12 protein-coding genes are annotated in these 22,057 nt (G+C 71.9%); 4 read left to right on the top strand and 8 right to left on the bottom strand.

All coding sequences use genetic code 11. The features are described from left to right. The first annotated feature begins 11 nt into the window (after positions 1–11). The 4 genes from ACIQIB_RS30920 to ACIQIB_RS30905 all read left to right on the top strand — a co-directional run bounded on the left by ACIQIB_RS30920 (position 12) and on the right by ACIQIB_RS30905 (position 10,775). Positions 12–1,142 carry a Glu/Leu/Phe/Val dehydrogenase dimerization domain-containing protein gene (locus ACIQIB_RS30920; RefSeq protein WP_363609475.1) on the top strand — a complete coding sequence of 377 codons (1,131 nt, stop codon included), beginning with the start codon at positions 12–14 and terminating at the stop codon, positions 1,140–1,142. 555 nt (positions 1,143–1,697) lie between these two features. Continuing rightward, entirely contained in the window at positions 1,698–9,173 is a 7,476-nt protein-coding gene (locus ACIQIB_RS30915; RefSeq protein WP_400762059.1) for an amino acid adenylation domain-containing protein, read from the top strand. A gap of 1 nt (position 9,174) precedes the next feature. Next, complete coding sequence (locus tag ACIQIB_RS30910; protein WP_400762057.1) at positions 9,175–10,356, top strand: FAD-dependent monooxygenase; 1,182 nt, start codon at positions 9,175–9,177, stop codon at positions 10,354–10,356. After that, positions 10,353–10,775 carry a nuclear transport factor 2 family protein gene (locus ACIQIB_RS30905; protein ID WP_363609481.1) on the top strand — a complete coding sequence of 141 codons (423 nt, stop codon included), beginning with the start codon at positions 10,353–10,355 and terminating at the stop codon, positions 10,773–10,775. Before ACIQIB_RS30910 ends, ACIQIB_RS30905 begins: the two co-directional genes overlap by 4 nt. Before the next feature lie 117 nt (positions 10,776–10,892). Here the strand turns inward: ACIQIB_RS30905 and ACIQIB_RS30900 are convergent, their stop codons facing one another. The 8 genes from ACIQIB_RS30900 to ACIQIB_RS30865 all read right to left on the bottom strand — a co-directional run bounded on the left by ACIQIB_RS30900 (position 10,893) and on the right by ACIQIB_RS30865 (position 22,022). Continuing rightward, a complete protein-coding gene (locus tag ACIQIB_RS30900) occupies positions 10,893–12,275 on the bottom strand; it encodes an NDP-hexose 2,3-dehydratase family protein (protein ID WP_400659255.1) in 1,383 nt (460 codons plus the stop codon). Beyond that, positions 12,269–13,255 (bottom strand): aldo/keto reductase, encoded by a 987-nt coding sequence (locus ACIQIB_RS30895; RefSeq protein WP_363609485.1) that lies wholly within the window; start codon positions 13,253–13,255, stop codon positions 12,269–12,271. Before ACIQIB_RS30895 ends, ACIQIB_RS30900 begins: the two co-directional genes overlap by 7 nt. 152 nt (positions 13,256–13,407) lie before the next feature. After that, positions 13,408–14,145, bottom strand: a complete 738-nt coding sequence (locus ACIQIB_RS30890; protein ID WP_363609487.1) for an ABC transporter permease — start codon at positions 14,143–14,145, stop codon at positions 13,408–13,410. Positions 14,146–14,260: 115 nt separating this feature from the next. After that, positions 14,261–15,169, bottom strand: a complete 909-nt coding sequence (locus ACIQIB_RS30885) for an ABC transporter ATP-binding protein (RefSeq protein WP_363609489.1) — start codon at positions 15,167–15,169, stop codon at positions 14,261–14,263. A 175-nt stretch (positions 15,170–15,344) separates the two neighbouring features. Next, complete coding sequence (locus ACIQIB_RS30880) at positions 15,345–15,947, bottom strand: dTDP-4-dehydrorhamnose 3,5-epimerase family protein (RefSeq protein ID WP_400762055.1); 603 nt, start codon at positions 15,945–15,947, stop codon at positions 15,345–15,347. Further along, complete coding sequence (locus ACIQIB_RS30875; protein ID WP_400762053.1) at positions 15,944–17,194, bottom strand: activator-dependent family glycosyltransferase; 1,251 nt, start codon at positions 17,192–17,194, stop codon at positions 15,944–15,946. The genes ACIQIB_RS30880 and ACIQIB_RS30875 overlap by 4 nt, the downstream gene beginning before the upstream one ends. 173 nt (positions 17,195–17,367) lie before the next feature. After that, complete coding sequence (locus ACIQIB_RS30870; RefSeq protein WP_363609496.1) at positions 17,368–18,162, bottom strand: alpha/beta fold hydrolase; 795 nt, start codon at positions 18,160–18,162, stop codon at positions 17,368–17,370. A 92-nt stretch (positions 18,163–18,254) separates the two neighbouring features. Then, entirely contained in the window at positions 18,255–22,022 is a 3,768-nt protein-coding gene (locus tag ACIQIB_RS30865; protein WP_400762051.1) for a type I polyketide synthase, read from the bottom strand. Positions 22,023–22,057: the final 35 nt, after the last annotated feature.

Genomic DNA, 22,057 nt, shown 5'->3' with positions numbered 1-22,057 from the left:
TGACCGGGCCCATGCTCTCCACCACGTTGAACATGCCGGGGTGCGAAGCGCGAGGATGGGTCGTCGTCGACTCCATGGTCGACGGGCTGGCCCTGGGAGGCACCAGGATGACCCCGACGGTGACCGAGCGGGAACTCGCCCACCTCGCCAGGGCGATGACCCAGAAGCTGGCGCTGGTCGGCCTCCCCATCGGTGGCGCCAAGGCCGGCATCGCGCCCGTCCCGGGGGCCGCCGTCGAGCGGCGTACGGTGATGCGGGGGTTCGGCCGCGCCGCCGCCCCGCTCCTGCACGGCGGGGTGTACCTGGGCTGTGACCAGGGCACCACCTACGCCGACCGGCAACTGGCCTTCGAAGCCGCCGGATACGACGTCGCCCGCCGGGCCGGCACCACCCGCCTCACCGTCGGCTGGGCCGAACTGTGGGACCACATGGCCGACATCACCGGGTTCGGGGTGGCCGTCGCGGTGCTCGGCGCGCTGCGTGCCTCCGGTGCGCGAACCCCGCAGCGCATCGCGATCCAGGGTTTCGGCACCGTCGGGCGCGCGGTGGCCGGCCACCTGGCCGCCCATGGCCACCGGGTGGTGGCGGTGGCCGACGTACGGGGCACCGTCGAGGATCAGCGCGGACTGCCCGTCGCCGAACTCACCGCGCTCACCAGCGGCGACGGCACGATCGACCGGACGCGGCTGCCCGCGGAGGTCAGGGTCCACGGGCCCGGGCAGGCGTGGCTGCACGTCGACGCCGACGTGCTGGTACTGGCGGCATCCGCCTTCGCGGTCGACGAGGACGCGGTGCCCGCGGTCCGGGCCCGGATGGTGGTCGAGGGCGGAAACATGAGCTGCACCGCACCGGCCCGCCGGCTGCTGCGCGAGTCCGGTCACACCGTACTGCCGGACGTGGTCGTCAACGTCGGCGGTGCGGCGGCAACCGGCTGTGTGCTCGCCGGACTGGCCCCGTCCGACCTGCCGCTTCCGCAGCTGTCCGAGTGGCTGCGCGCGTGGGTCGCCGACCGGATCGCCAGGAACTGCGAGCTGGTGCAGGAACTGAGCACGTCGGGCAGCGCCGATCCGGTCGCACACCTCCTCGCCTCCCACGGAGCACCGGCCGGCCCCCCTGGACCAGGGGCGCCCGTCGAGCGGTGATCACCGGGAGGGGCCGCCCGCCCGGGGCGGGAACCGGGCGGCCGGCCGGGCCCTGACCCGACCGGCGCAGACCTTCGTCCACGTCCCTCGCGCCCCATTTTTCTCTTGACGGCATTTAGAAAATCTCCATATCATCCCTAGGGGCGGCGATGATTGCATCAGACGGGGAGGGGCGCCTGGCTGCGCCAAATCGCCAAGACCCAGGGGGCGGGGAGGCGTGTGATCACGCTGTTTGAAAGCATTCGTCTGTTCTGACCCTGGTTTCACGCGGGATCATGAATGGTGTTTCCCGCCCGGCGCACGAGGCGGTCGGGCAGCGGTAAAGCGCCCGAAAATCGATCCCGGGTCACACCGGCTGTTTCGGCGATGAATTCGCTCCTTTGCGGCCGCCGTGCGGTGTTCCACCCGTGCCGAGCGTGCCGACCGTCGCCGGTGCTCGCCGCAGGCGGCTTTTCCTTGTCCGGCCGCCGGATCGTCGACCGCCTCGCGACAAACCTTTGCTCACCTGTGTAACGGACCGTGAAGACGTTGACCAACAGGCAGGGGGATGCAGTAATGAGTTCGCAGAGTCCGCCCGAATCGACCGTGCCACCGCCGGAAAACGACGCGCCCACCGAACCCCGCCCACTGACGCCCTATCAACTGGACATCTGGGCCGCCGAGGCCCAGTCGCCGGGCAGCCCGCAATTCGTCACGGCCATGTACCAGAGGTTCACCGGCCGCATGGACCTCGAACTTCTCCGGCTGTGCATGGTTCGCGCGCTGGAGCGCCACGACACCTTCCGGCTGCGTTTCGACGAACGCGAGGGCGTCCCCTTACAGTGGCTGGCCGATCACCCCGGCACGGAGCCCGGGGAATCCGTCGTCCGATTGATCGACTTCGCCCGGGAACCCGATCCGGCCGCGGCGTGCCGCGCCTGGCGCGAGACCGCGAGAGCCACTCCGTTCCCGTTGTTCGACCGCCCGCTCTTCGAAGCGGCGGTGCTCCGCGAGAGCGACAGCGTCCAGTACCTCCACATCACGTTCCACCATCTCCTCGTCGACGGCTGGGCCGCCGACCGTCTCCGCAACGAGATCCTGAAGGACTACGCCCGGCGCGGCAGGGGAGAGCGGCCCCCGACCCCCGGACCGGCACCGTCCGTCCTGGCCGTGGCCCGGGAACGCGCCGCGTACTTCTCCTCCCCGGACCACGAGAAGGACCACTCCTTCCACCTCGCCGCACTCTCCGGCATGGAGCCGGCCTTCTTCCCCCGCCGACCGGATGCGACCACCCAGGCCCCGGCTCCGGCGCGCGGTGGGCCCGGAACGCCGGTCCGTCCCGGCTTCGGCCAGCACTCGTTCACCGTCGAGGCCCACCTCGTCGAGCGCATGAAGAAGCAGGGCGGCTCGCCTTTCACCTGGCTGCTGGCCGCACTCGGCGTCTACCTGGCCCGGGTCCACCGGACCGATCACGCGGTGGTCGGGGTGCCGCTGCTGAACCGCCGGACCAGGGACGAACTGGCGGTGGTCACGCTGTACGCCACCACGCACGCGCTGCGGATCGACGTACCGGAAGACAAGGCACTCGCCGACATCGTCGCCGACGTGCAGGAATCGATCGCGGCGCTGCAGGAGCACCAGCGGCTGCCGGCCGGTGAGGCCCTACGGGGGCTCACCGCCGCCACCGGGACCCGTGAGCGCAGGCTCTTCGACGTCACGTTCTCGTACCTGCCGCTGAAGCAGCTGACCCGGCTGGACGGCGTCGACATCGCGCCGGCCCGGCACTTCGCGCCGCCGCACGACCGGGAGGCGCTCTCCGTCAACGTCACGGTCTTCCCCGGTACGACGGATCTGACCATCGACCTGAACCATGCCCTGGACGTGTTCGACGCGGACCTCCCCATCGCCTCGGTGGCCGGGCATCTCACCGAACTCCTCACCCAGGGGCTCGAAAAGCCGGAACGCCCCGCCCGGGAACTGGGGGTGCTCACCGACTCCGAGCAGGAGACGATGCTGCGCCTCGCCCGTGGTCCGCGGGTGCCGTACGCCGCCGGGAAGACCCTGCACGGCCTGTTCGAGGAGCGGGCCGCGCGGGTGCCCGACCAGCCCGCGGTGTTCGCGGCGGACGGCGGCGTGCTCACCTACGCCGGGCTCGATGCCCGCGCCAACCAGGTCGCCCGCGCGCTGAGAGCCCGCGGTGTCGGCCCGGACGACCGGGTGGCCGTCCTCATGGAGCGGAGCCCCCGTCAACTGGCCGCCGTGCTGGGCGTGCTCAAGTCCGGTGGCGCCTATGTTCCCGTCGACCCCGGATACCCCGCCCAGCGGGTCGCCTTCGTGCTGGCGGACAGCGGGGCGAAGGTCGTGCTGGTCGACGCGGACGCGGACCTCCCGGCGACGGACGCCCCCGTGCTCCGGACCGACGACCTTCTGCACGGTCCGGAGGGCCCCCTGGAGCCGGTCGGCGACGGCCGCGCTCTCGCGTACGTCATCTACACCTCCGGCTCGACCGGGCAGCCGAAGGGCGTGATGGTCGAACACCACTCCGTGGTGAACCGGCTCGCCTGGATGCAGCGGGCCTACCCGATCGGGACCGACGACGTTCTGCTGCAGAAGACACCCGCCTCCTTCGACGTATCGGTGTGGGAACTCTTCTGGTGGGGCATCGAGGGCGCGGGGGTCGCCCTCCTGCCGCCGGGCGACGAGAAGGACCCCCGGCAGATCCTGCGGAGCGTCGCGGACCGCAACGTCAGCGTGCTGCACTTCGTGCCGTCCATGCTGGGCCCCTTCCTCGACCTGCTGGAGGAGAACCCCGGCCTCCGCGGCGGCGCCCGGACGCTGCGCCGGGTCTTCTGCAGCGGCGAGGCGCTGCCTCCGGCGCGGGTCGAGCAGTTCCACCGGGTCTTCGGCGCCGGCGGGGAGACGGGCGAACCGCCCGTACTCGTCAACCTGTACGGCCCGACGGAGGCCACCGTCGACGTCTCGGTGTACGAGTGCCCCGGAGGAGCGGCCGGGCCCGTCGCCAGGGTCCCGATCGGGCGCCCCATCGACAACACCGACCTGTATGTCATGGCTCCCAACGGGACGCCGCAACCGGTCGGTGTCCCGGGCGAACTGTGGATCGGCGGTGTCGGGCTCGCCCGCGGCTACCTCGGCCGCCCGGAACTGACCCGGGAGAAGTTCCGCACCGAGCCGCTCGTGCCCGGCGGCCGGCTGTACCGTACGGGCGATCTCGCCCGTCGGCTCGCCGACGGCAACCTCGAATATCTCGGCCGCGTGGACGACCAGGTCAAGATCCGTGGCAACCGGGTCGAACTCGGCGAGGTCCAGGACGCCCTCTCGCGGCTTCCGGGCGTGCGTGACGCCGTCGTCGTGCACCGCACCCGCCCGGACGGGGGGGCCTTCCTGGCCGGGTACTACGTCGCCGGCGATCCCGCCCCCGACCCGGCGGGACTCCGTGAGCAACTGGCCGGGATCCTACCGCAGTTCATGCTCCCGGCCCGGCTCGTCCCGCTCGACCGGATTCCGCTGACCCCGAACGGCAAGGCCGACCGGAACCGGCTCCCCGACCCGGAGCCGGGCTCCGACCGGCGGGAGGACGACCCCTCCCGCCGTACCGAGGCCGAGGCCGTCCTCGCCGGGATCTGGGCCGAGGTGCTCGGCACGGGGCCCATCTCCGTCCACGACGACTACTACGCCCTCGGCGGCGACTCGATCCTGATGATCCGCATCCGGGCGCTGGCCGAGCGGCGCGGCATCCACTTCGCGCTCAACGACCTCGTCTGGCATCCGACGGTGGCGGCACTCGCCGCCCGCGCCACCACGGTCGCCGACACCGGGGCCGACACCGAACCGGCTCCGTTCGAACTCGTGTCGCGGGTGGACCGGGCGCGGCTGGAGGGCGCCGTCGACGCCTTCCCGCTCACCCGGCTGCAACTCGGCCTCGTCTACCACAGCCGCCAGTACGAGGACTCCGCCGTCTACCACGACGTGTTCCAGTACCGCCTGGCGATGGCGTGGGACGAGGACCGCTTCCGGCAGGCCTTCGACCGTCTGGTCGCACGGCACCCCGCGCTCCGCTCCTCCTTCGACCTCGGCGGCTGCGCGGAACCGATGCAGGTCGTGCACCCGGGCATCACCGGTGGCCTGGAGACCGTCGACCTGCGGGGGCTCCGGCCCGACGAGGCCGACGCGGCCGTCCGGGAGCATGTCGAGCAACGCCGCTTCCACCGGTACCGGTTCGAGAAGGCACCGCTGTACCTCTTCCGGGCCCACGTCCGCGAGAGCGGCGTCGACCTGGTCCTCAGCTTCCACCACGCCCTGCTGGACGGCGGCAGTGTCGCGGGCCTCCTGAGCGAGCTCCTGCGGGACTACCTGCACTCCGCCGGGGCGGACATCGGCCCCGTCCCGCCCGGTCCGCACCCGAGCCCGGCCCACCACGTACGGGCCGAGCGCGCGGCGCTCGCGGACCGGGACGCGCGGGACCACTGGGCGGGCGTGCTCGCCGGCACCAAGGCCCTGCGGCTCGACGGCTTCGCCCCGGCCGAGCCGCCCCGCGGTGGCCGGGCGGTCGTGCACCACGCCGTGCTCCCGGCCGAACTGGCCGAGCGGGTACGCGCGTTCTCCCGCCGGCACGCGGTACCCGTGAAGTCGGTCCTCTTCGCCGCGTACTGCCAGTCGCTGCAGGTGTTCTCCCCACGCGACGGGGACCTCGCCGTCGGGCTGATCACCCACGGCCGGCCGGAGCGGGACGGCGCGGACCGCATGAGCGGGCTCTTCCTGAACACCGTCCCCGTACGGCTGGAGGGCCGTGACCGTCCCGCCCCGGGCAGCCGGCTCGAAGCCGTGCGGGCACTGTTCCACCAGGAACGCTCCGGCCACGCCCATCAGCACTATCCGCTGAGCGCGATGCAGGAGGACCTCGGCGGCGCCACCGTGCTCCACACCGCCTTCAACTACGTCCACTTCCACGTGCTCTCCGACGTGCTGCGGCTGCCCGAGGTCCGGCTGGAGTCCTTCCTGGCCTGGGAGGAGACCAACTTCCAGCTGCTGGTCAACGCCTTCACGGACCCGGTCGACGGCCGCCTCGGGCTGCGGGTCGACGGCGACGGCCGCACGTTCACCCCGGCGCAGGCGGAGCTCTTCGCCGACACGTACGCGGACGTGCTCCACCGCATCGTCACGCATCCGGACGAGGCCCCCGGGCACGACTTCCTGCCCGCCGCGCCCTCCCGGGCGGGCCACGGCACCGCCGCGCCGGCCGACGTGGTGGGGCTCTTCGGCCGGAAGGCCGCCGAGACCCCGGACGCCGTCGCCGTCATGGCCGGCAGCGGCGGGGAGCGCCGGCAGTGGACCTACCGGGAGCTGGACGGGGCCGCGGAGCGGGTGGCCGGGCGGCTGCTCGCGACCGGCGTCCGGCCCGGTGCCCGGATCGGGATCGCCATGGACCGGTCACCGGAGGCGATCGCCGTGATCCTCGGTGTCGCCAGGGCCGGTGCCGCGAGCGTCCCGCTGGACACGAGCTATCCGCGGGCCCGGCTCGCCACCATGCTGGAGCGGGCCCGGCCCTTCCGGGTGATCGCGGAGCACTCCCGTGCCCACCTCGTCGCCGACCCCGGCCTGGTCCTCCCGGCGGAGTCGCTCTTCTCCGACCGGCCCGCGCCCGAGCAGGAAGCGCCCGACCAGCCCGTGCCCGCCGTTCTGCCGCCGGGCCCCCTCGATCCCGACAGCCTCGCGTACATCCTGTTCACCTCCGGCTCCACGGGCCGGCCCAAGGGCGTCGCCATGCCGCACCGCTCCCTGGCGAACCTGATCGACTGGCAGACCCGGCAGGCCGGCGGTGCCGTCGGCGGCGTCACGGCGCAGTACGCGCCGCTCAGCTTCGACGTCTCCTTCCAGGAGATCTACTCCACCCTCTGTTCCGGCGGCACCCTGCGGGTGGTCTCCGAGTCCGAGCGCCGGGACATGGCCGCCCTGTCGCGGCTGCTCGACGCGGACGGGGTGGAACGGATCTTCCTGCCGTACGTCGCCCTCCAGCAACTCGCCGAGGCATCGGTCGCCCACGGGCTCGCCCCGCGCCGGCTCCGCGTGGTGATCTCCTCCGGCGAGCAGCTGAGGGTGACCGACGCGATCCGCCGGTTCCTCGGCACCCTGCCCGGAGCGCTCCTGGAGAACCAGTACGGTCCGACCGAGTCGCACGTGGTGACCAGCCACACCATGACGGGCGATCCGGCCGGGTTCCCCGCGCTCGCTCCGATCGGCAGCCCCATCGACGGCGCCGAGGTCCGGGTACTGGACGGGCGGGGGCGCCCCGTGCCGGTCGGCGTGCAGGGCGAAATCCACATCTCCGGCGTCTGTCTCGCGGACGGCTACCTCGGCGACCCGGAGCTGACCGCCGAACGCTTCGCCGCCCTCCCCCCGGACACCGACACCGACACCGGCACCGGCACCACGCACCGGATCGCGTACCGCACCGGTGACCTGGGCTTCGTCCTCCCCGGTGGGGCCATCGTCTGCGCGGGGCGTTCCGACGCCCAGGTCAAGGTGCGCGGCTACCGCGTCGAACCCGCCGAGACCGAACTGGCCATCGGCCGCGTCGCGGCCCGGCACCCGGCCGTCAGCGTCCAGGAGGCCGCGGTGGTGGCCAGGGAGCAGGCGGCCGGGGAGATGTCGCTCGTCGCCTTCCTGGTCGGCTCCGCCGACCGGACCGACCTGCGCGGGCTGCGGGAGGAACTGCACACGACGCTGCCGCCGTACATGGTCCCGACGCACTTCGAGTGGCTGCCCCGCATGCCGCTGACCCCGAGCGGCAAACGCGACGACCAGGCGCTGCGCACCCTGCCCCTCACCCGGCCCGTACCGCGGGACACGACGCCACCCCGCGACGCGCTGGAACGCGCCCTCGCGGCCGTGATCGGCGAACTGCTCGGCGTCGGGGGGATCGGGGTCGACGATTCCATCTTCGAGCTGGGCGCCACCTCCATCACCACGATGCGGCTCGTCGTCCTGATCGAGCAGCGGTACGGGGTCACCGTCCCCATCTCCGCGTTCGTCGCCGCACCCACCGTGGCCGCCCTGGCGGAGCTGCTGCGGTCCGGTGCCACCGCACCGCGCTTCGATCCGCTCGTACCGATCCGCCCGGCCGGTACCAGACGGCCGCTGTTCCTCGTCCACCCGATGGGCGGCAACGTGCTGTGTTACATCCCCTTCGCCCGGCACCTGCCCGAGGACCAGCCGCTGTACGCGTTCCAGGCCGCCGGCGGCGATGTGGGCACCACACCGCTGAACTCGATACCCGGCATCGCCGCGGGCTACATCGCCGCCATGCGGCGGGTCCAGCCGGAAGGCCCGTACACCCTCGGCGGCTGGTCCTTCGGCGGCTTCGTCGCCTTCGAGATGGCCCGCCAGCTGCGGGCGGCGGGGGAGGAGGTCGGCAAGGTCATCCTGCTGGACACCGTCGCGCTCGGCCCGGAATCCCGGCGCGTGGCGTACTCCGACGACGCGCTCCTCGGGTGGTTCTTCTGGGAACTGCTGCTGCTGGGGCGCGGCGGCGACGCCCCGAAGGTGGACGTCCCCGAAGAACTCACCACTCTCGAAGAGAAGTTCACGTTCATCGCCGGATTCGCCGCCGACCTGGGGGTGCTGCCCGCGGACAGCAACGGGGCGCTGGTGCGCCGGCTGTTCGAGATGTACGCGGCGCACTGGCGGTCCACGCTCACGTACCAGCCCGATGCCGCGTCCGTCGACATCACCGTGCTCCGGGCGACCGAGCCGCTGCCGCAGGTGCTCCTGCCGATGCACAGCACGGCGGGCACCCGGTACGAGGACCCGGCCAACGGCTGGCACTCCATGACCGGCGGGGTGGTGGAGGTCGTCGCGGTGCCCGGCGACCACCTCACGCTGATGGAGGAGCCGCATGTGCGCGAGGTGGCCGGGATCGTGGCCGCGCTGGCCCGGGCGGGCACCTCCGACCCCGTTCCGCCGACCTCTGCTCCGCCGGGCTCTGCTCCGTCGAGCCCCGTTCCGCCAAGCCCTTCCGTATCCGAAGGAGAGTGACATGACACAGCACACGAGACGCCGCAAGGCTCTTGTCATCGGGGCGGGGATCGGTGGCCTCACGGCCGCCGTCACCCTGCGCCGCGTCGGCGTCGAGGCCGTGGTGTACGAACGCGCACACGAGATACGACCGGCCGGGTTCGGCATCTCCGTGATGACCAACGCGCTGGCCGCGCTGCGTGCCCTGGACATCGACCTCGGCCTGGAGAAACGAGGCGGGATCCTGCTGCGCAGCGATCTCCTGGACAGCCGGGGCCGGCTGCTGCGGTCCCTGCCGTTCAAGGACGCCTGCGACCGGATCGGCGCACCGAGCGTCGCCATGTACCGGGGCGACCTGCAGGCGGCGCTGCTCGACGCGCTCGGCGACTGCCCGATCGAGGTGGGCGCGACCGCCACGGAGTACGAGGTGACCGAGGACGGCGTCCGGGTCCGCTTCGAGGACGGGCGGGAGGACACCGGGGACATCCTCATCGGGGCCGACGGCATCAACTCGGCGATCCGCCGCCAGCGCACGGGTGCCGGAGCGCCCACCGACGGCGGCTTCATCTGCTGGCTGGCGGTGACCCCGTTCGAGCACCCGAAGTTCACCCAGGGTCTCAACGCCCACTACTGGGGTCTCGGCCGCCGCTTCGGCCTCCACGACGTGGGCCACGGCCGGGTCTACTGGTGGGGAACGGCCAACATGTCCGCGGAATCCGCCCGCAGCTGGAACGGGGACAAGGAACAGATCGTCCGGGCCTTCGCCGGCTGGGCCGACGAGGTGCGCGAGGCGATCCGGGTCACCCCCGCCGAGACCATCGTCGGCGTACCGGCCCAGGACCGTCCGTTCCTCGAGCAGTGGGGCGAGGGACCGGTGACCCTGCTGGGGGACGCGGCGCACCCGATGCTGACCAGCCTCGGCCAGGGCGGCAGCAGTGCGATGGAGGACGCCGTGGTGCTGGCCCAGTGCCTGAGCGCGCTCTCCGACCCGGTGGCCGCGCTGCGCGCCTACGAGGATCTGCGGCGGGAGCGGACCCGGGAAATGGTCGAGGTCTCCCGCCGGCTCGGCGCGGTGGAGCAACTGGACAAGCCCGTGCAGCGGGCGCTGCGCGACGCCTACCTCCGCTTCGCCCCCGTGTCGGTCCTCATGGCCCCCTTCGAGCGCGCCCTCACCCCGAAGCTGTTCACGATCGGAACACAGTGACGAGCCGGCCGGCCGCCCCCGACGCGAAGAGCGTGGTCCTGCGGTACCTCCAGGCACTGCGCGAGAAGGACCTGACCGTGCTGCTGGAGACGCTCTCCCCGGAGACGGTCTTCCACATCCCCGGCACCCACCCGGTGGCGGGGGCCTGGCACGGTCCGGCCGAAGTCATCGAGAGGTTCATGGTGCCCATGGGCGAGCGCTTCGCTCCCGACGCCGACTACTCGGTCGACGTCAAACACGTGATCGCGGAGGGGGACCAGGTCGCGGTCGAGTGCGTCTCGCACTCGACGACCAGGACCGGGGCACCGTACCTCATCCACATCAGCGCGCTCTTCACGGTGGCGGACGGGCGGATCACCGTCATGCGCGAGTTCTTCGACACCCAGTACTTCGCCCGCACCCTGTTCGGCACCGACTGACACCGCGCCGCGGCCCGCCACCCCACCCATGCACGGGCTCGCGTCCCGCGAGCCCTCGGCACAGCACCGGAGAAGGCCCGGGTGGGGCGGCGGGCGGCAGCGGGAGCGGTCCGCCCGCTACCGCAGCGCCGTCGGAGCGTCCACGCTCTGCAGGCAGGCGATCAGCGTACGGGCCTCGATGTTGAGGTAGTGGCTGTGCCGGATCAGCCCGACGAGTTCCGGGACCGGGATCCAGCGGTAGTCGGGGCCGGGATCGGCGTCGCGGAGGCCGGGGTCGGCGTCGACGACGAGATAGCGGTTGCGGGCGTGGTAGAAACGCCCGCCCTCCTCCGAGAGGACCGAGTCGAAGAGCACCCGCTCGGGCGGTGCCCCGGCCACCTGGTCGAGGAGCGGCGGCCGGGCGGCGGCCGGCAGATGGGTGTAGTTCTCGGGCGTGCACTGCACGGTGGGGGCGAGCTCCAGGACGTCGGTGTATCCCGGTTCCACGCGTGCGTGCACGAGCGCCTGCAGGGTGCCGTCGACGCGTCGGGTCAGGAAGGCCGACAGGCCGGTGCCGTGCGGCTCGATCATGGGCTGGGACCAGCTGCGGACCTCGCGGCCGCCGGCCTGGACGTCCACCGCGATGACGCTGAAGAATCCGCCGGTCTCGTGGGAGATGCGGTCCGCCGAACGCTGCCAGTGGAGCACCCTGTTCAGCGGGATGCGCGCGGCGCACGGGTCGTACCGGGTGCGGGCCTCGGTGATCCAGCTGAGCAGGTCGGTGCCGACGGGTACGGCGTGCGGGCCGGCGTCGCCCACGCCGCATCCGTGGAACGGGAAGGGCAGACAGGCGAGGACACTGCGCGAGTCCATGTTGACCAGGTCCTCGACGACGAGCAGTTGATGCAGCTGGCTCAGGGTCAGCCAGTGGAACCCGTCCAGGACCTCGATGTCCTCGTCCACTTCGATGATGATGTTGCGGTTGCGCTTGCGGTAGAACCAGCAGCCCTGCTCGGACTGGCGCACGTCGGCGAGGATCCGGTACCGCCCGGGCCGCTGGAAGTACTCGACGTAGGGGACGGCCGCGCCCCGGTGGATCCGGGTGTAGTTGCTGCGGGTGGCCTGCACGGTCGGCGAGAGCTGCAGCCCGTTGCAGTTGCCGGGCTCCATCTTGGCCTGCATGAGGAAGTGCAGCACACCGTCGAACTCCTTGGCTATGACGCCGAGGATGCCGATCTCCGGCTGGTTGAGGATCGGCTGGGTCCACGTCTCGACCGCGCGGCCCGGCATGCTGACGTCCAGGCCTTCGACGCTGAAGAACCGACCGCTGTCGTGGACGAGGTTGCCCGAACCCGGCTCGAAGCCCCATCCGCGCATGGCCGCGAACGGGATGCGCTCGATCCTCGACGCATCGGCCCGGCGGCGCTCGTCGAGCCAGTCGTGGAAGCCGGACAGCGTGACCGTGGAGCTGTCGGCCGCGTGCGCGGAGCGCGCGACGCGGGTCGCGAGGGCATTCACCACGCCCACGCTTCGGGGCCGGGCCCGCCGTTGCCGACGGGCGGGAACAGGGTGTCGATCTCGGCCAGCAGCTCGTCCGTCAGCTTCAGGTCCAGGGCGTTCAGGGCGCTCTCGAGCTGACCGGTGCTGCGCGGGCCGATGACCGGGGCCGTGATCCCGGGCCGGGACATGACCCAGGCCAGGCCCACCTCGGCCGGGTCGGCGTCGATGCCGGCGCACAGCTTCTCGTACGCGGCGACGGCGTCGCGGTGCTTCTCCAGCGCCTCCATCGCCCGCCCCTGCGCGGTCTTGACGGCGGTGCCCTCCTCCAGCTTGCGCAGCGCGCCGCTCAGCAGCCCCCCGTGCAGGGGCGACCAGGCGAGGACGGCCACCCCGTACCGCTGGGCGGCCGGGATGAGTTCCAGCTCCACGTAGCGGGTGACCATGTTGTAGACGGACTGCTCGGACACGATGCCGAGGAAGTTGCGGCGCGCCGCGGCCTCCTGCGCCTCGGCGATGTGCCAGCCGGCGAAGTTGGACGAGCCCACGTACCGGACCTTGCCCTGCTGGGTGAGCATCTCCATCGCCTGCCAGACCTCCTCCCAGGGGGCGTGGCGGTCGATGTGGTGCATCTGGAAGAGGTCGATCCAGTCGGTCCGCAGCCGGCGCAACGAGGCTTCGCAGGAGGCGATGATGTGGCGGGCGGACAGGCCGCCGTCGTTGGGGCGGTCGCTCATCGGGTTGAACACCTTGGTGCCGAGCACGACCTGGTCGCGGCGGCCACCGCCCTGGGCGAACCACTCGCCGAGCAGTTCCTCCGTGAAGCCCTTGTGGACCTGCCAGCCGTACTGGTTGGCGGTGTCGAAGAAGTTGATCCCGCGGGCCAGGCCGCGGTCCATGATCTCGAAACTCTCGTCCCTGGTCGCCCGGACCCCCAGGTTCAGCGTGCCCAGGCAGAGCCGGCTCACCTGGAGGGCCGTGCGGCCGAGGTAGGTGTACTCCATCAGTGATTCCTTTACCGTTACTGGTTCTCTGAGGCTGCGGCCGTCCATTGATCAGCGATCGACTGTGCGTGCGGGGGAGACCCGGGCCGGCCTCCGCCTCGCGTGCGCTGCGGAGGCCGGCCCGGGTCCTGTCCCATCTCACTGCCGGCGGGTCACTGCCAGCGGAACAGCCTGGCCGCCAGCACGCTGCACAGGGTGCCGACGACCACGAGGACGACCAGGTGCAGGGTCTGCGGCCAGTGGCCTTCCCAGGAGTCCCGCAGGGCTTGCAGGGTGGCGCCGAGGGGGGTGTAGTCCCCGATGGTGGAGACGGTGTCGGGCAGTTGCTCCTTCGGGAGGAACACCCCTCCGAAGAACAGGCTGGGGAACAGCAACGACAGGCCGATCGAGGTCGCCGCGCGGCTTCCCGGCGCCACCGCGGCGACGACCAGGCCGACCGAGAACAGTGCCCAGGCGCCGAGGAAGAACGTCAGCAGGAAGGCGGGCACCTGTTCCGGCAGCGCCGTGTCGAGCGCGAGCCGTCCGACACCGAGGACCAGCAACGCCCCCAGGACGGCGGTCGCCAGGTTGATGACGAGCTGGGCGAGCAGCAGGTTGACGGGGTGGACGGGGCTGGCCGCCATCCGGCGCAGAATGCCCTTCTCCCGGTAGGTCGCCAGGGTGGTGGGCAGCAGGTTCAGCGACAGCATGGTGAGGCACATCGAGATCGCCATGGCCGGGACGAACGCCGCCATCGCCGCCTTCTTGGCAGGGGTGTCGTCCGAGTTGCCGGTGATGATGTGGAAGATCTGCAGCAGCACGAGCGGCAGTGCGATGACGAAGAACACCGCGGTCGGATCGCGGAGGAAGAGCTTCGTCTCGACGAGGGTGAGCTGGGAGCGCCCGGTCATGCGTGTCCTCCTGGCGGCCGGCGGCCGCCCTTCGGTCGGGGTGGCTGCCGCAGGGGCCGGCAGCAGGTCGTCTTGGGGCCGGTGCGGCCCGGCGTCGGTCGGTCGTGGCACGGCGTCAGTGGCCCGGCGCCGAACCGGTGAGCTTCACGAAGGCGTCCTCCAGCGTCGGTTGTTCCAGACGCAGTTCGCCGGGGACGATCCCGTGCCGGGCGAGGGCCGAGACCACCGCGTACACCAGGTTCTCCGTGCCGGTCACCGTCACCCGGGAGTTGGTCCGGGTCACCGACGTGACCTCGGGCAGCGCGGTCAGCAGGGTGTCGTCCAGCGGGGCGGAGGGGGTGAAGCGCAGGCGCTGTTGGGTGTCGGCGGCGGAGATCAGGCCGGCCGGGGTGTCGAGGGCCACCAGCCGTCCTTCCCTGATGACCGCGATGCGGTCGCAGAGCCGCTCGGCCTCCTCCATGAAGTGGGTGACCAGCAGGACGGTGACGCCCTGGGCGCGGACCCGCTCGATCAGCTCCCAGGTGTCCCGCCGGGCCCGGGGGTCGAGTGCGGTCGTCAGCTCGTCGAACACCGCGATCCGTGGGTTGCCGACCAGCGCGAGGGCGATGGACAGCCGCTGCTTCTGGCCCCCGGACAGCTGCCCGAACCGGCTGTCGCGTTTCTGCTCCAGCCCCCAGTCGGTGATCAGACTCCGCCAGTCGGCCGGGTCGCGGTAGAAGGTGCTGTACATCTGCAGCGCTTCCCAGACCTTGAGCCGGGGCGGCAGTTCGCTCTCCTGGAGCTGAATGCCGATGTGCTGCCGCAGCTGCTCCTTGTCCTGGTGCGGGTCGAGCCCCATGACGGAGACCTTGCCCCCGTCGTACCTGCGCAGGCCCTCGACGCATTCCACGGTCGTCGTCTTGCCCGCGCCGTTGGGGCCGAGAATGCCGAATATCTCGCCCTCTTCGACGACGAATGAGACGTCGTCCACGGCGACGTGGTCGCCGTAGGTTTTCCGGAGTTTCTGGACCTCGATCGCCGGCATGCCTGCTCTTTCTTTCTCCACCGGTATTCCTTCGTCTGTGCCGCCGGAGGCGGGCATACCCGTGCCCGACCACCCGATGCGACCATCGGAGGCCTTCCGTCCGGTGAACGGCGCCGCTCCACCGGACGGCTGCGGGAAATCAACCGGCCGGTGGAGCTGCCATGGTGGCGCCGTGTCAGTTGCGGCGTAGTTCAGCGTAGCGCGCCGAACACACGCCGTAGTCCGGCAGTGCGCCGGCCTGCAGGGCCTCCCGCAGGGTGGGCGCGTCGCGGTCCCGGTCCGACACCAGGGGCGCGATGCCGTCCGGCCAGGGGAGGCCGAGCGCGGGGTCGAAGGGATCGATCTCGTGCTCCGCGGCCGGGTTGTACTCGGTCGAGCAGAGGTACGCGGCCACGGTGTCGTCCTCAAGGGCCATGAACGCGTGCCCGAGCCCCTCGGCGAGGTAGACCCCTTCGCGCTTCCCGGAGTCCAGCACGAGGGAGTCCCACTGCCCGAAGGTCGGTGAGCCCACCCGGATGTCCACCACCACGTCGAGCAGCGAGCCGCGGGTGCAGGTGACGAACTTGCCCTGCCCGGGCGGTACATCGGCGAAGTGGATCCCGCGGACCGTGCCGCGCCGGGACACGCTGTTGTGGTACTGCCCCAGCCGCAGCGGGTGCCCGACCGCCGCCACGAAGGAGGACTCGGTGTAGCTCGCGCAGAACGTCCCCCGCTCGTCGGGGTGGACCGCCGGCGTGAACGCGTAGGCTCCGTCGACGGCCAGCTTCCGTACGGTCATGAGCGGTGCTCGGCGGTCAGCTTCTCGAGTACCGGCACGAGTTCGGCGGGGCTCGGCGTCGCCAGGATCTCCGCCCGCAGCCGGTCGGCGGACTCCTGGAAGGACTTCTCGCCGAGCAGCCGCTCGATCCCCTCGCGCACGCCCTGGGCGGTGAGTTCGCCGGCGTGCGTGTAGATGCCCGCGCCCGAGGCCTCCAGGGCGGTCGCCTTCGACCACCAGTCCGCGAACCGGATCGGGGCCATGAACTGCGGCACGCCGTTGACGAGTGCGGTCGCCCAGGAGCCGAAGCCGCCGTGGTGGAGGATCACGGAGCAGCTGGGGAGCAGCGTGTGCAGCGGTACGAAGTCCACCAGGCGGGCGTTGTCCGGCACCCGCTCCAGCCCGGCGGACACCTCCGCGGGCAGCGCCGCGATGAGCTCGATGTCGAGGTCGGCGACCGCGTCCAGGATCTCCTGGATGGGCACGAAGGAACCGCCCAGCGCCCCGAAGGAGATGCCGGAGGTCAGGCAGACCCGGGGCCGCTGGGGCTTCTCGCGGACCCAGGCGGGCTCCACCGAAGGACCGTTGAACGGCACCCAGCGCACCGGGACGCGCTTCACGTCCAGCGGCAGCTGGAGGCTGTCCGGGATCTGGTCGATGGTCCACTGGCCGGTGGTGACCTCTTCGGCGAAGTCGCAGCCGTAGCGGGCCAGCAGTTCGGTCAGCCAGGCGGCCAGGGGGTCCTCGCGCTTCTCCGCCGGCTGCTGCTCCATCAGTTCGAGGAAGACCGAGCGCATCTTGGAGTAGATGTCGACCGCCCACAGCATGCGCGCGTGGGCGGCGCCGACCACGCGGGCCGCCACCGGTGCCGCGTAGGTGAGCGGGTCCCAGATGACCAGGTCCGGCTGCCAGTCCCGGGCGAGCGCCACCATGTCGTCGACCATGCAGTCGTTGTAGATCCGGTAGGCGAACTGAACGCTCATCCGGTACTTGGTGAGTACCTTCTCCCAGGTCTGGTGGTCCGCGTACGGCTGCGACCAGTCGGAGATCTCGTTCTCCAGCTGGTCGTGGTGCATGGCGAACATCTCGTGCAGGTTGTGGTCCGTACCGACGGACACCGCGGTGAGGCCGGTGCGGGCGATGGCCTCGGTGAGGGCGGGGTTGCTGGCGACCCTCACCTCGTGGCCGGCTGCGGCGCACGCCCACGCCAACGGGACCATGGTGTACAGGTGGGATTTCTCGGAGACGGTGGCGAATAGCACGCGCATGAGTGTTTCTTCTTTCCTAGGGTCCCGTTACGCGGGTTCAGCAAAGCTGAGTCGAAGACTGGCGACAACCCCTACCGACCCCTTACGCGACGGGAGTTGAGTTCAGCCGGAATTCAACTGACGGGGGCTTCACTACGGCGTGGAGCGGACCGTCGTGTCTCTCGCCTGCGCATTCATCCGCCGGCGACTCGCGAAGGCAGCACCGTGATCGTGTTACGGGCCCTGAGGAAATCCCACACCGTGTTGACGACAGCGGCCTTCTGGTCGCTGAGGTAGAAGTGGCCCCCGGGGAAGACCTGCAGCTCGAAAGTCCCGGAGGTGTGGTCGCCCCAGGCCGCCACCTCCTCGACGGCGACGCGGAGGTCGCCGTCGCCGCCGAGTCCCACGATGGGACAGTGCAGCGGGGGGCCGGGCACATAGCGGTAGGTCTCCGCGGCCTTGTAGTCGCTGCGGATCGCGGGCAGCGCGAAGCGCAGCAGCTCCAGGTCGCCCAGGATGCGGGAGTCGGTGCCGCTGAGCCGCTGCAGCTCCGCCACGATGCCGTTGTCGTCGAGCAGGTGGATCTCGTGGCTGCGGTGCTGGGACGGCGCGTTCCGGCCGGAGGCGAACAGGGCGGCCGGCACGATGCCGGACTCCTGCTCCAGCAGCCGCGCCACCTCGAAGGCCACGCTGGCGCCCATGCTGTGGCCGAAGAGCGCGATGGGCAGATCCGTCCATCGGGTGAGCACGGTGAAGATCTCCCGGGCCAGCCCCTGGACGCTCTCGACGGGTTGCTCGGAGCGTCGGTCCTGCCGTCCCGGGTACTGGACGGCCATCACCTCGATCCCCGAGGACATCTCCTCCGACATCGGGAAGAAGAAGCTCGCGGATCCTCCGGCGTGCGGGAAGCAGATCAGCCGCACCGTGGCGTCGGGCTGGGGGTGGAAGCGGCGCAGCCACAGGCTGTCGTCGTTGTTCGGCGGTGCCATGGTCGTAGGTGTCCCTTTCGGTCTCTACCGGCCGTGCCGGTACTGGTCGAATGCGAACCGCGTCCCGCGCGGAGGTGCGCCGGCGAGCGCGCTCACCGGGCGTCGTCCTGCGGCGGCAGGGCAGAGATCCAGGCCTCGACGGCGGCCGCGGTGGAGGCGACGTGGTCCTCCATCACGCTGAAGTGGTTGCCCCGGACGTCGACGACGTCATGGGGCAGGTCCCAGTAGGAGCGCCACTTCTCGGGGGCGGCCTGGGTGTTGCCGCCGGCCAGCGGCTCCTCGGCCCGGACGAGCAGGGTGGGCGCGTCGACGGGCCGCGGCTCCCACTCCTTGCAGATGTCGAGGTACCAGCCCATCGCCGTCAGCCGGTCGTCGTCCATCGCGACGAAGGTGCCTTCGCGTTCCGTCATGCCGTCCATCAGGGCCAGCCCGAACTGGTTGACGAAGTTGCTCTTGGGCACGTACGTGTCCACCAGGACGACACCGGCCGGCCGGATGCCCAGGTCTTCGAGCCGGCCTGCCGCGGCCTGGGCGAACCAGCCGCCCGCCGACGTTCCGAGCAGGACGAACGGGGCACCGTCCGCGGCCTCGGCGATGGCCGCCGCCTGGGCCTGGACGACGGCGTCCATGGTCGCCGGGAGGCTCTCGTCCCGGACGAATCCGGGCAGCGGAAGCGCCGACACGTCGCGCAGTCCCCTGAAGGACGACGCGAACCGCGCGTACTGGTGCAGTCCGGCCAGGGCGAGGCACGAGGGGAGGCAGAACACCTGGGTCGGTGCCTCGCCCCGGCCGAGCCTGATCGGCGTCGGCGGCTTGTCGAGGTCGGCGGAGGAGCTGAACTGCGGCCGCAGCGCGGCGACGGCCCGCAGCAGGTCGAACGCCTCTCCCCACTTGCCACGCTGAAAGGCCCCCATGTAGAGCGAGCTCAGCGTCGCCGAACCGCCCTCGGCGGCGGCCTGGGCGGCTGCCGGCGACTCCGGTGCGCGGCCCGTGGCGGTCGGCGCCTCGGCCAGCTCGCGGCGCAGCCGCTCCGCCAGGTCGGCCGGGGTGCGGTGGTCGAAGGCCAGGGTGGCGGGCAGCCGCAGCCCGGTGGCGGCGTTCAGGCGGTTCCGCAGCTCGACCGCGGTGAGCGAGTCGAAGCCGGAATCCACGAACTGGTGCTCCTCGGGCACCGACTGCGGCCCCGAGTGGCCCAGCACGGCGGCCACCTGGACCCGCACCAGGTCGATCAGCACGCCGAGCTGTTCGGCCTCCGGCATCGCCGCCAGGCGCCCGGCCAGGGACGGTCCGCCCGCGCCGCCGTCGCCGGACACGGCCGTGGCCACGGTCCGGCGGCCCGGGGTGCGCACCAGGCCGCGGAGCACGGCGGGAAGGGCGACGCCCGAAGTACCGGTCCGCAGCGCCCCGGTGTCGATCCGGATCGGCACCAGCAGCGGGTCCTCCAGGCCGAGCGCCGTCTCGAACAGCCGCAGGCCCTCCTCGGACGACAGCCCGCCCACACCGGCGCGAGCCGCACGGGCGATGTCGCCGGCGTCGAGCGTGGCGGTCATGGTGCTGAGTTCGTCCCAGGGCCCCCAGGCGAGCGAGGTGGCGGGCAGCCCCTGGCCGCGCCGGCTGTGCGCGAACGCGTCCAGGAAGGCGTTCGCCGCCGCGTAGTTGGCCTGGCCCGCACTGCCCAGCACCCCGGCCGCCGAGGAGTACACCACGAAGGCGGCGAGGTCCTGGTCGCGCGTCAGCTCGTGCAGGTTCAGCACGGCGTCCACCTTCGGCCGCAGCACCGTGTCCAGCCGCTCCGGCGTGAGCCCGTCGACCAGACTGTCGTCGACGATGCCCGCCGTGTGCACCACGGCGGTCAGCGGATGGTCCGCGGGGATCGCGGCGAGCACCGCGGCCAGCGCCTCGCGGTCGGCGGCGTCGCAGGCGGCGACGGTGACCTGGGCGCCGAGCCCGGTGAGTTCGGCCCGCAGAGCCTCGGCACCCTCGGCGGCCGGGCCGCGCCGACTGGTCAGCACCAGCCGGCGGACGCCCCGCTGCCGGACGAGGTGCCGGGCGAGCAGGCCGCCCAGAAGGCCCGTACCGGTGATCAGAACGGTGCCGTCGGCGTTCCAGGCCGGCGCGCCGGTCTGCGGAACGGACGTCACCCTGGCCAGCCTGGGCACCGTGAGTTCGCCGCCGCGCACCGCCAGCTGAGGTTCGCCGGACAGCAGCGCCGCGCCCAGGGCCCGGCCGGACGCCTCGTCCTCGTCGACGTCGACCAGGACGAAGCGGTCGGGATGCTCCGACTGCGCCGCGCGGACCAGGCCCCAGACCGCGGCGTTGGCCAGATCGGACACACCCTCACCGGGGGCGGTGGCGACTGCCCGCCGGGTGACGAACACCATTCGGGACGACGCGAACCGCTCGTCCGCGAGCCAGGACTGCACCAGGGACAGAGCACGGCGGGTGGCGGTCCGTACCGACTCGGCGCCGTCCGGTGCGGACGGGCACGGGACGAGCACCATCGCGGGGGCCGAACTGCCCGAGGCGACGGCACCGGTGAGCGCGACCAGGTCCGTGTAGGACTCCAGGAAGAACCCGAGGTCCTCCAGGACCTCCAGGTGCTTGAGGTCGTCCGGTCCGACCAGGGCCAGCCTGGTGGGCCCCGGCAGCTGCGCCGGGGCCGGCACGGACGGCCAGTCGACCCGGAACAGCGCCTCGTGCCCGGTCGGCCGGGCGGCCCCGAGCTGCGCGGCCGACATCCTGCGCAGCACCAGCGCGTCGATGGCGGCGACCGGGCTGCCGGAGGAGTCCGCGACCGCCACGGACACCGCGTCGGTGCCCGCGACGCCGATCCGCACCCGCAGTTCCGTCGTTCCGGAGGCCCGCAGGGACACGCCCGTCCAGGAGAACGGCAGCCGGCCCTCCCCCTCGCCGCTGTCGATGAGCGAGCCGAGGGCGATGCCGTGCAGCGCGGCGTCGAGCAGGGCCGGGTGCAGTCCGTACGCACTGGCGGGCGCCCGCTGTTCCTCGGGGAGCCGTACCTCGGCGTACACGGCGTCGTCGGCCACCCACACGTGCCGCAGCCCCTGGAACGCGGGGCCGTAGCCGAAGCCGGCCTCGGCGAAGCGCTCGTACAGATCGCCGACCTCGACGGGCTCCGCACCCGCCGGGGGCCACACGCCCAGGTCGGGGCCGATGGCGGGTGCGGTGCCGTCATCGATGCCCAGGGCGCCGCTGGCGTGGCGGGTCCAGGGCTGGTCGGGGTCGGTGTTCTCGGGTCGGGAGTGGATGGTGATCGGGCGGGTGCCGTTGTTCTGGGGGGCTTCCGCGGTGATCTGGAGGACGATGCCGCCGTGGTCGGGGAGTACCAGGGGTGCTTCCAGGGTGAGTTCTTCCACTCGGTCGCAGCCCACGCGGTCGGCGGCCTGGACGGCGAGTTCCAGGAACGCGGTGCCGGGGAAGAGGATCGCTCCGGAGACGGCGTGGTCCGCGAGCCATGGCTGTGACTGGACGGACAGTCGGCCGGTCAGGACGAGTCGGTCGCTGTCCGCGAGGGGGAGGGCGGCGCCGAGCAGTGGGTGTCCGACGGTTCCCAGGCCCGCCGAGGTCAGGTCGCCGGTGGCGGTCGGTGCGTCGAGCCAGTAGCGGTCGCGTTGGAAGGCGTAGGTGGGCAGGTCGACCTGGTGGGGGTTGTGGCCGGTGAAGTAGGCGTTCCAGTCGACGCTCAGGCCGAGGGTGTGCATGCGGGCCAGGGCGGTGACGGCGGTTTCCTCTTCGGGGCGGTCCTTGCGCAGGACGGGGACGAACTGTCCGTCCTGGACGCAGGACTGGCCCATGGCGGTGAGGACTCCGGCGGGGCCGAGCTCGATGAAGCGGGTCACTCCACGAGTGCTCAGGGCCGTCATGCCGTCGTGGA

Source organism: Kitasatospora sp. NPDC092286, from assembly GCF_044755565.1.
In the GTDB taxonomy this organism is placed as follows: domain Bacteria; phylum Actinomycetota; class Actinomycetes; order Streptomycetales; family Streptomycetaceae; genus Kitasatospora.
The sequence above is the reverse complement of the archived record's forward strand: the minus strand, read 5'-3'. Positions and strand labels throughout refer to the sequence as shown.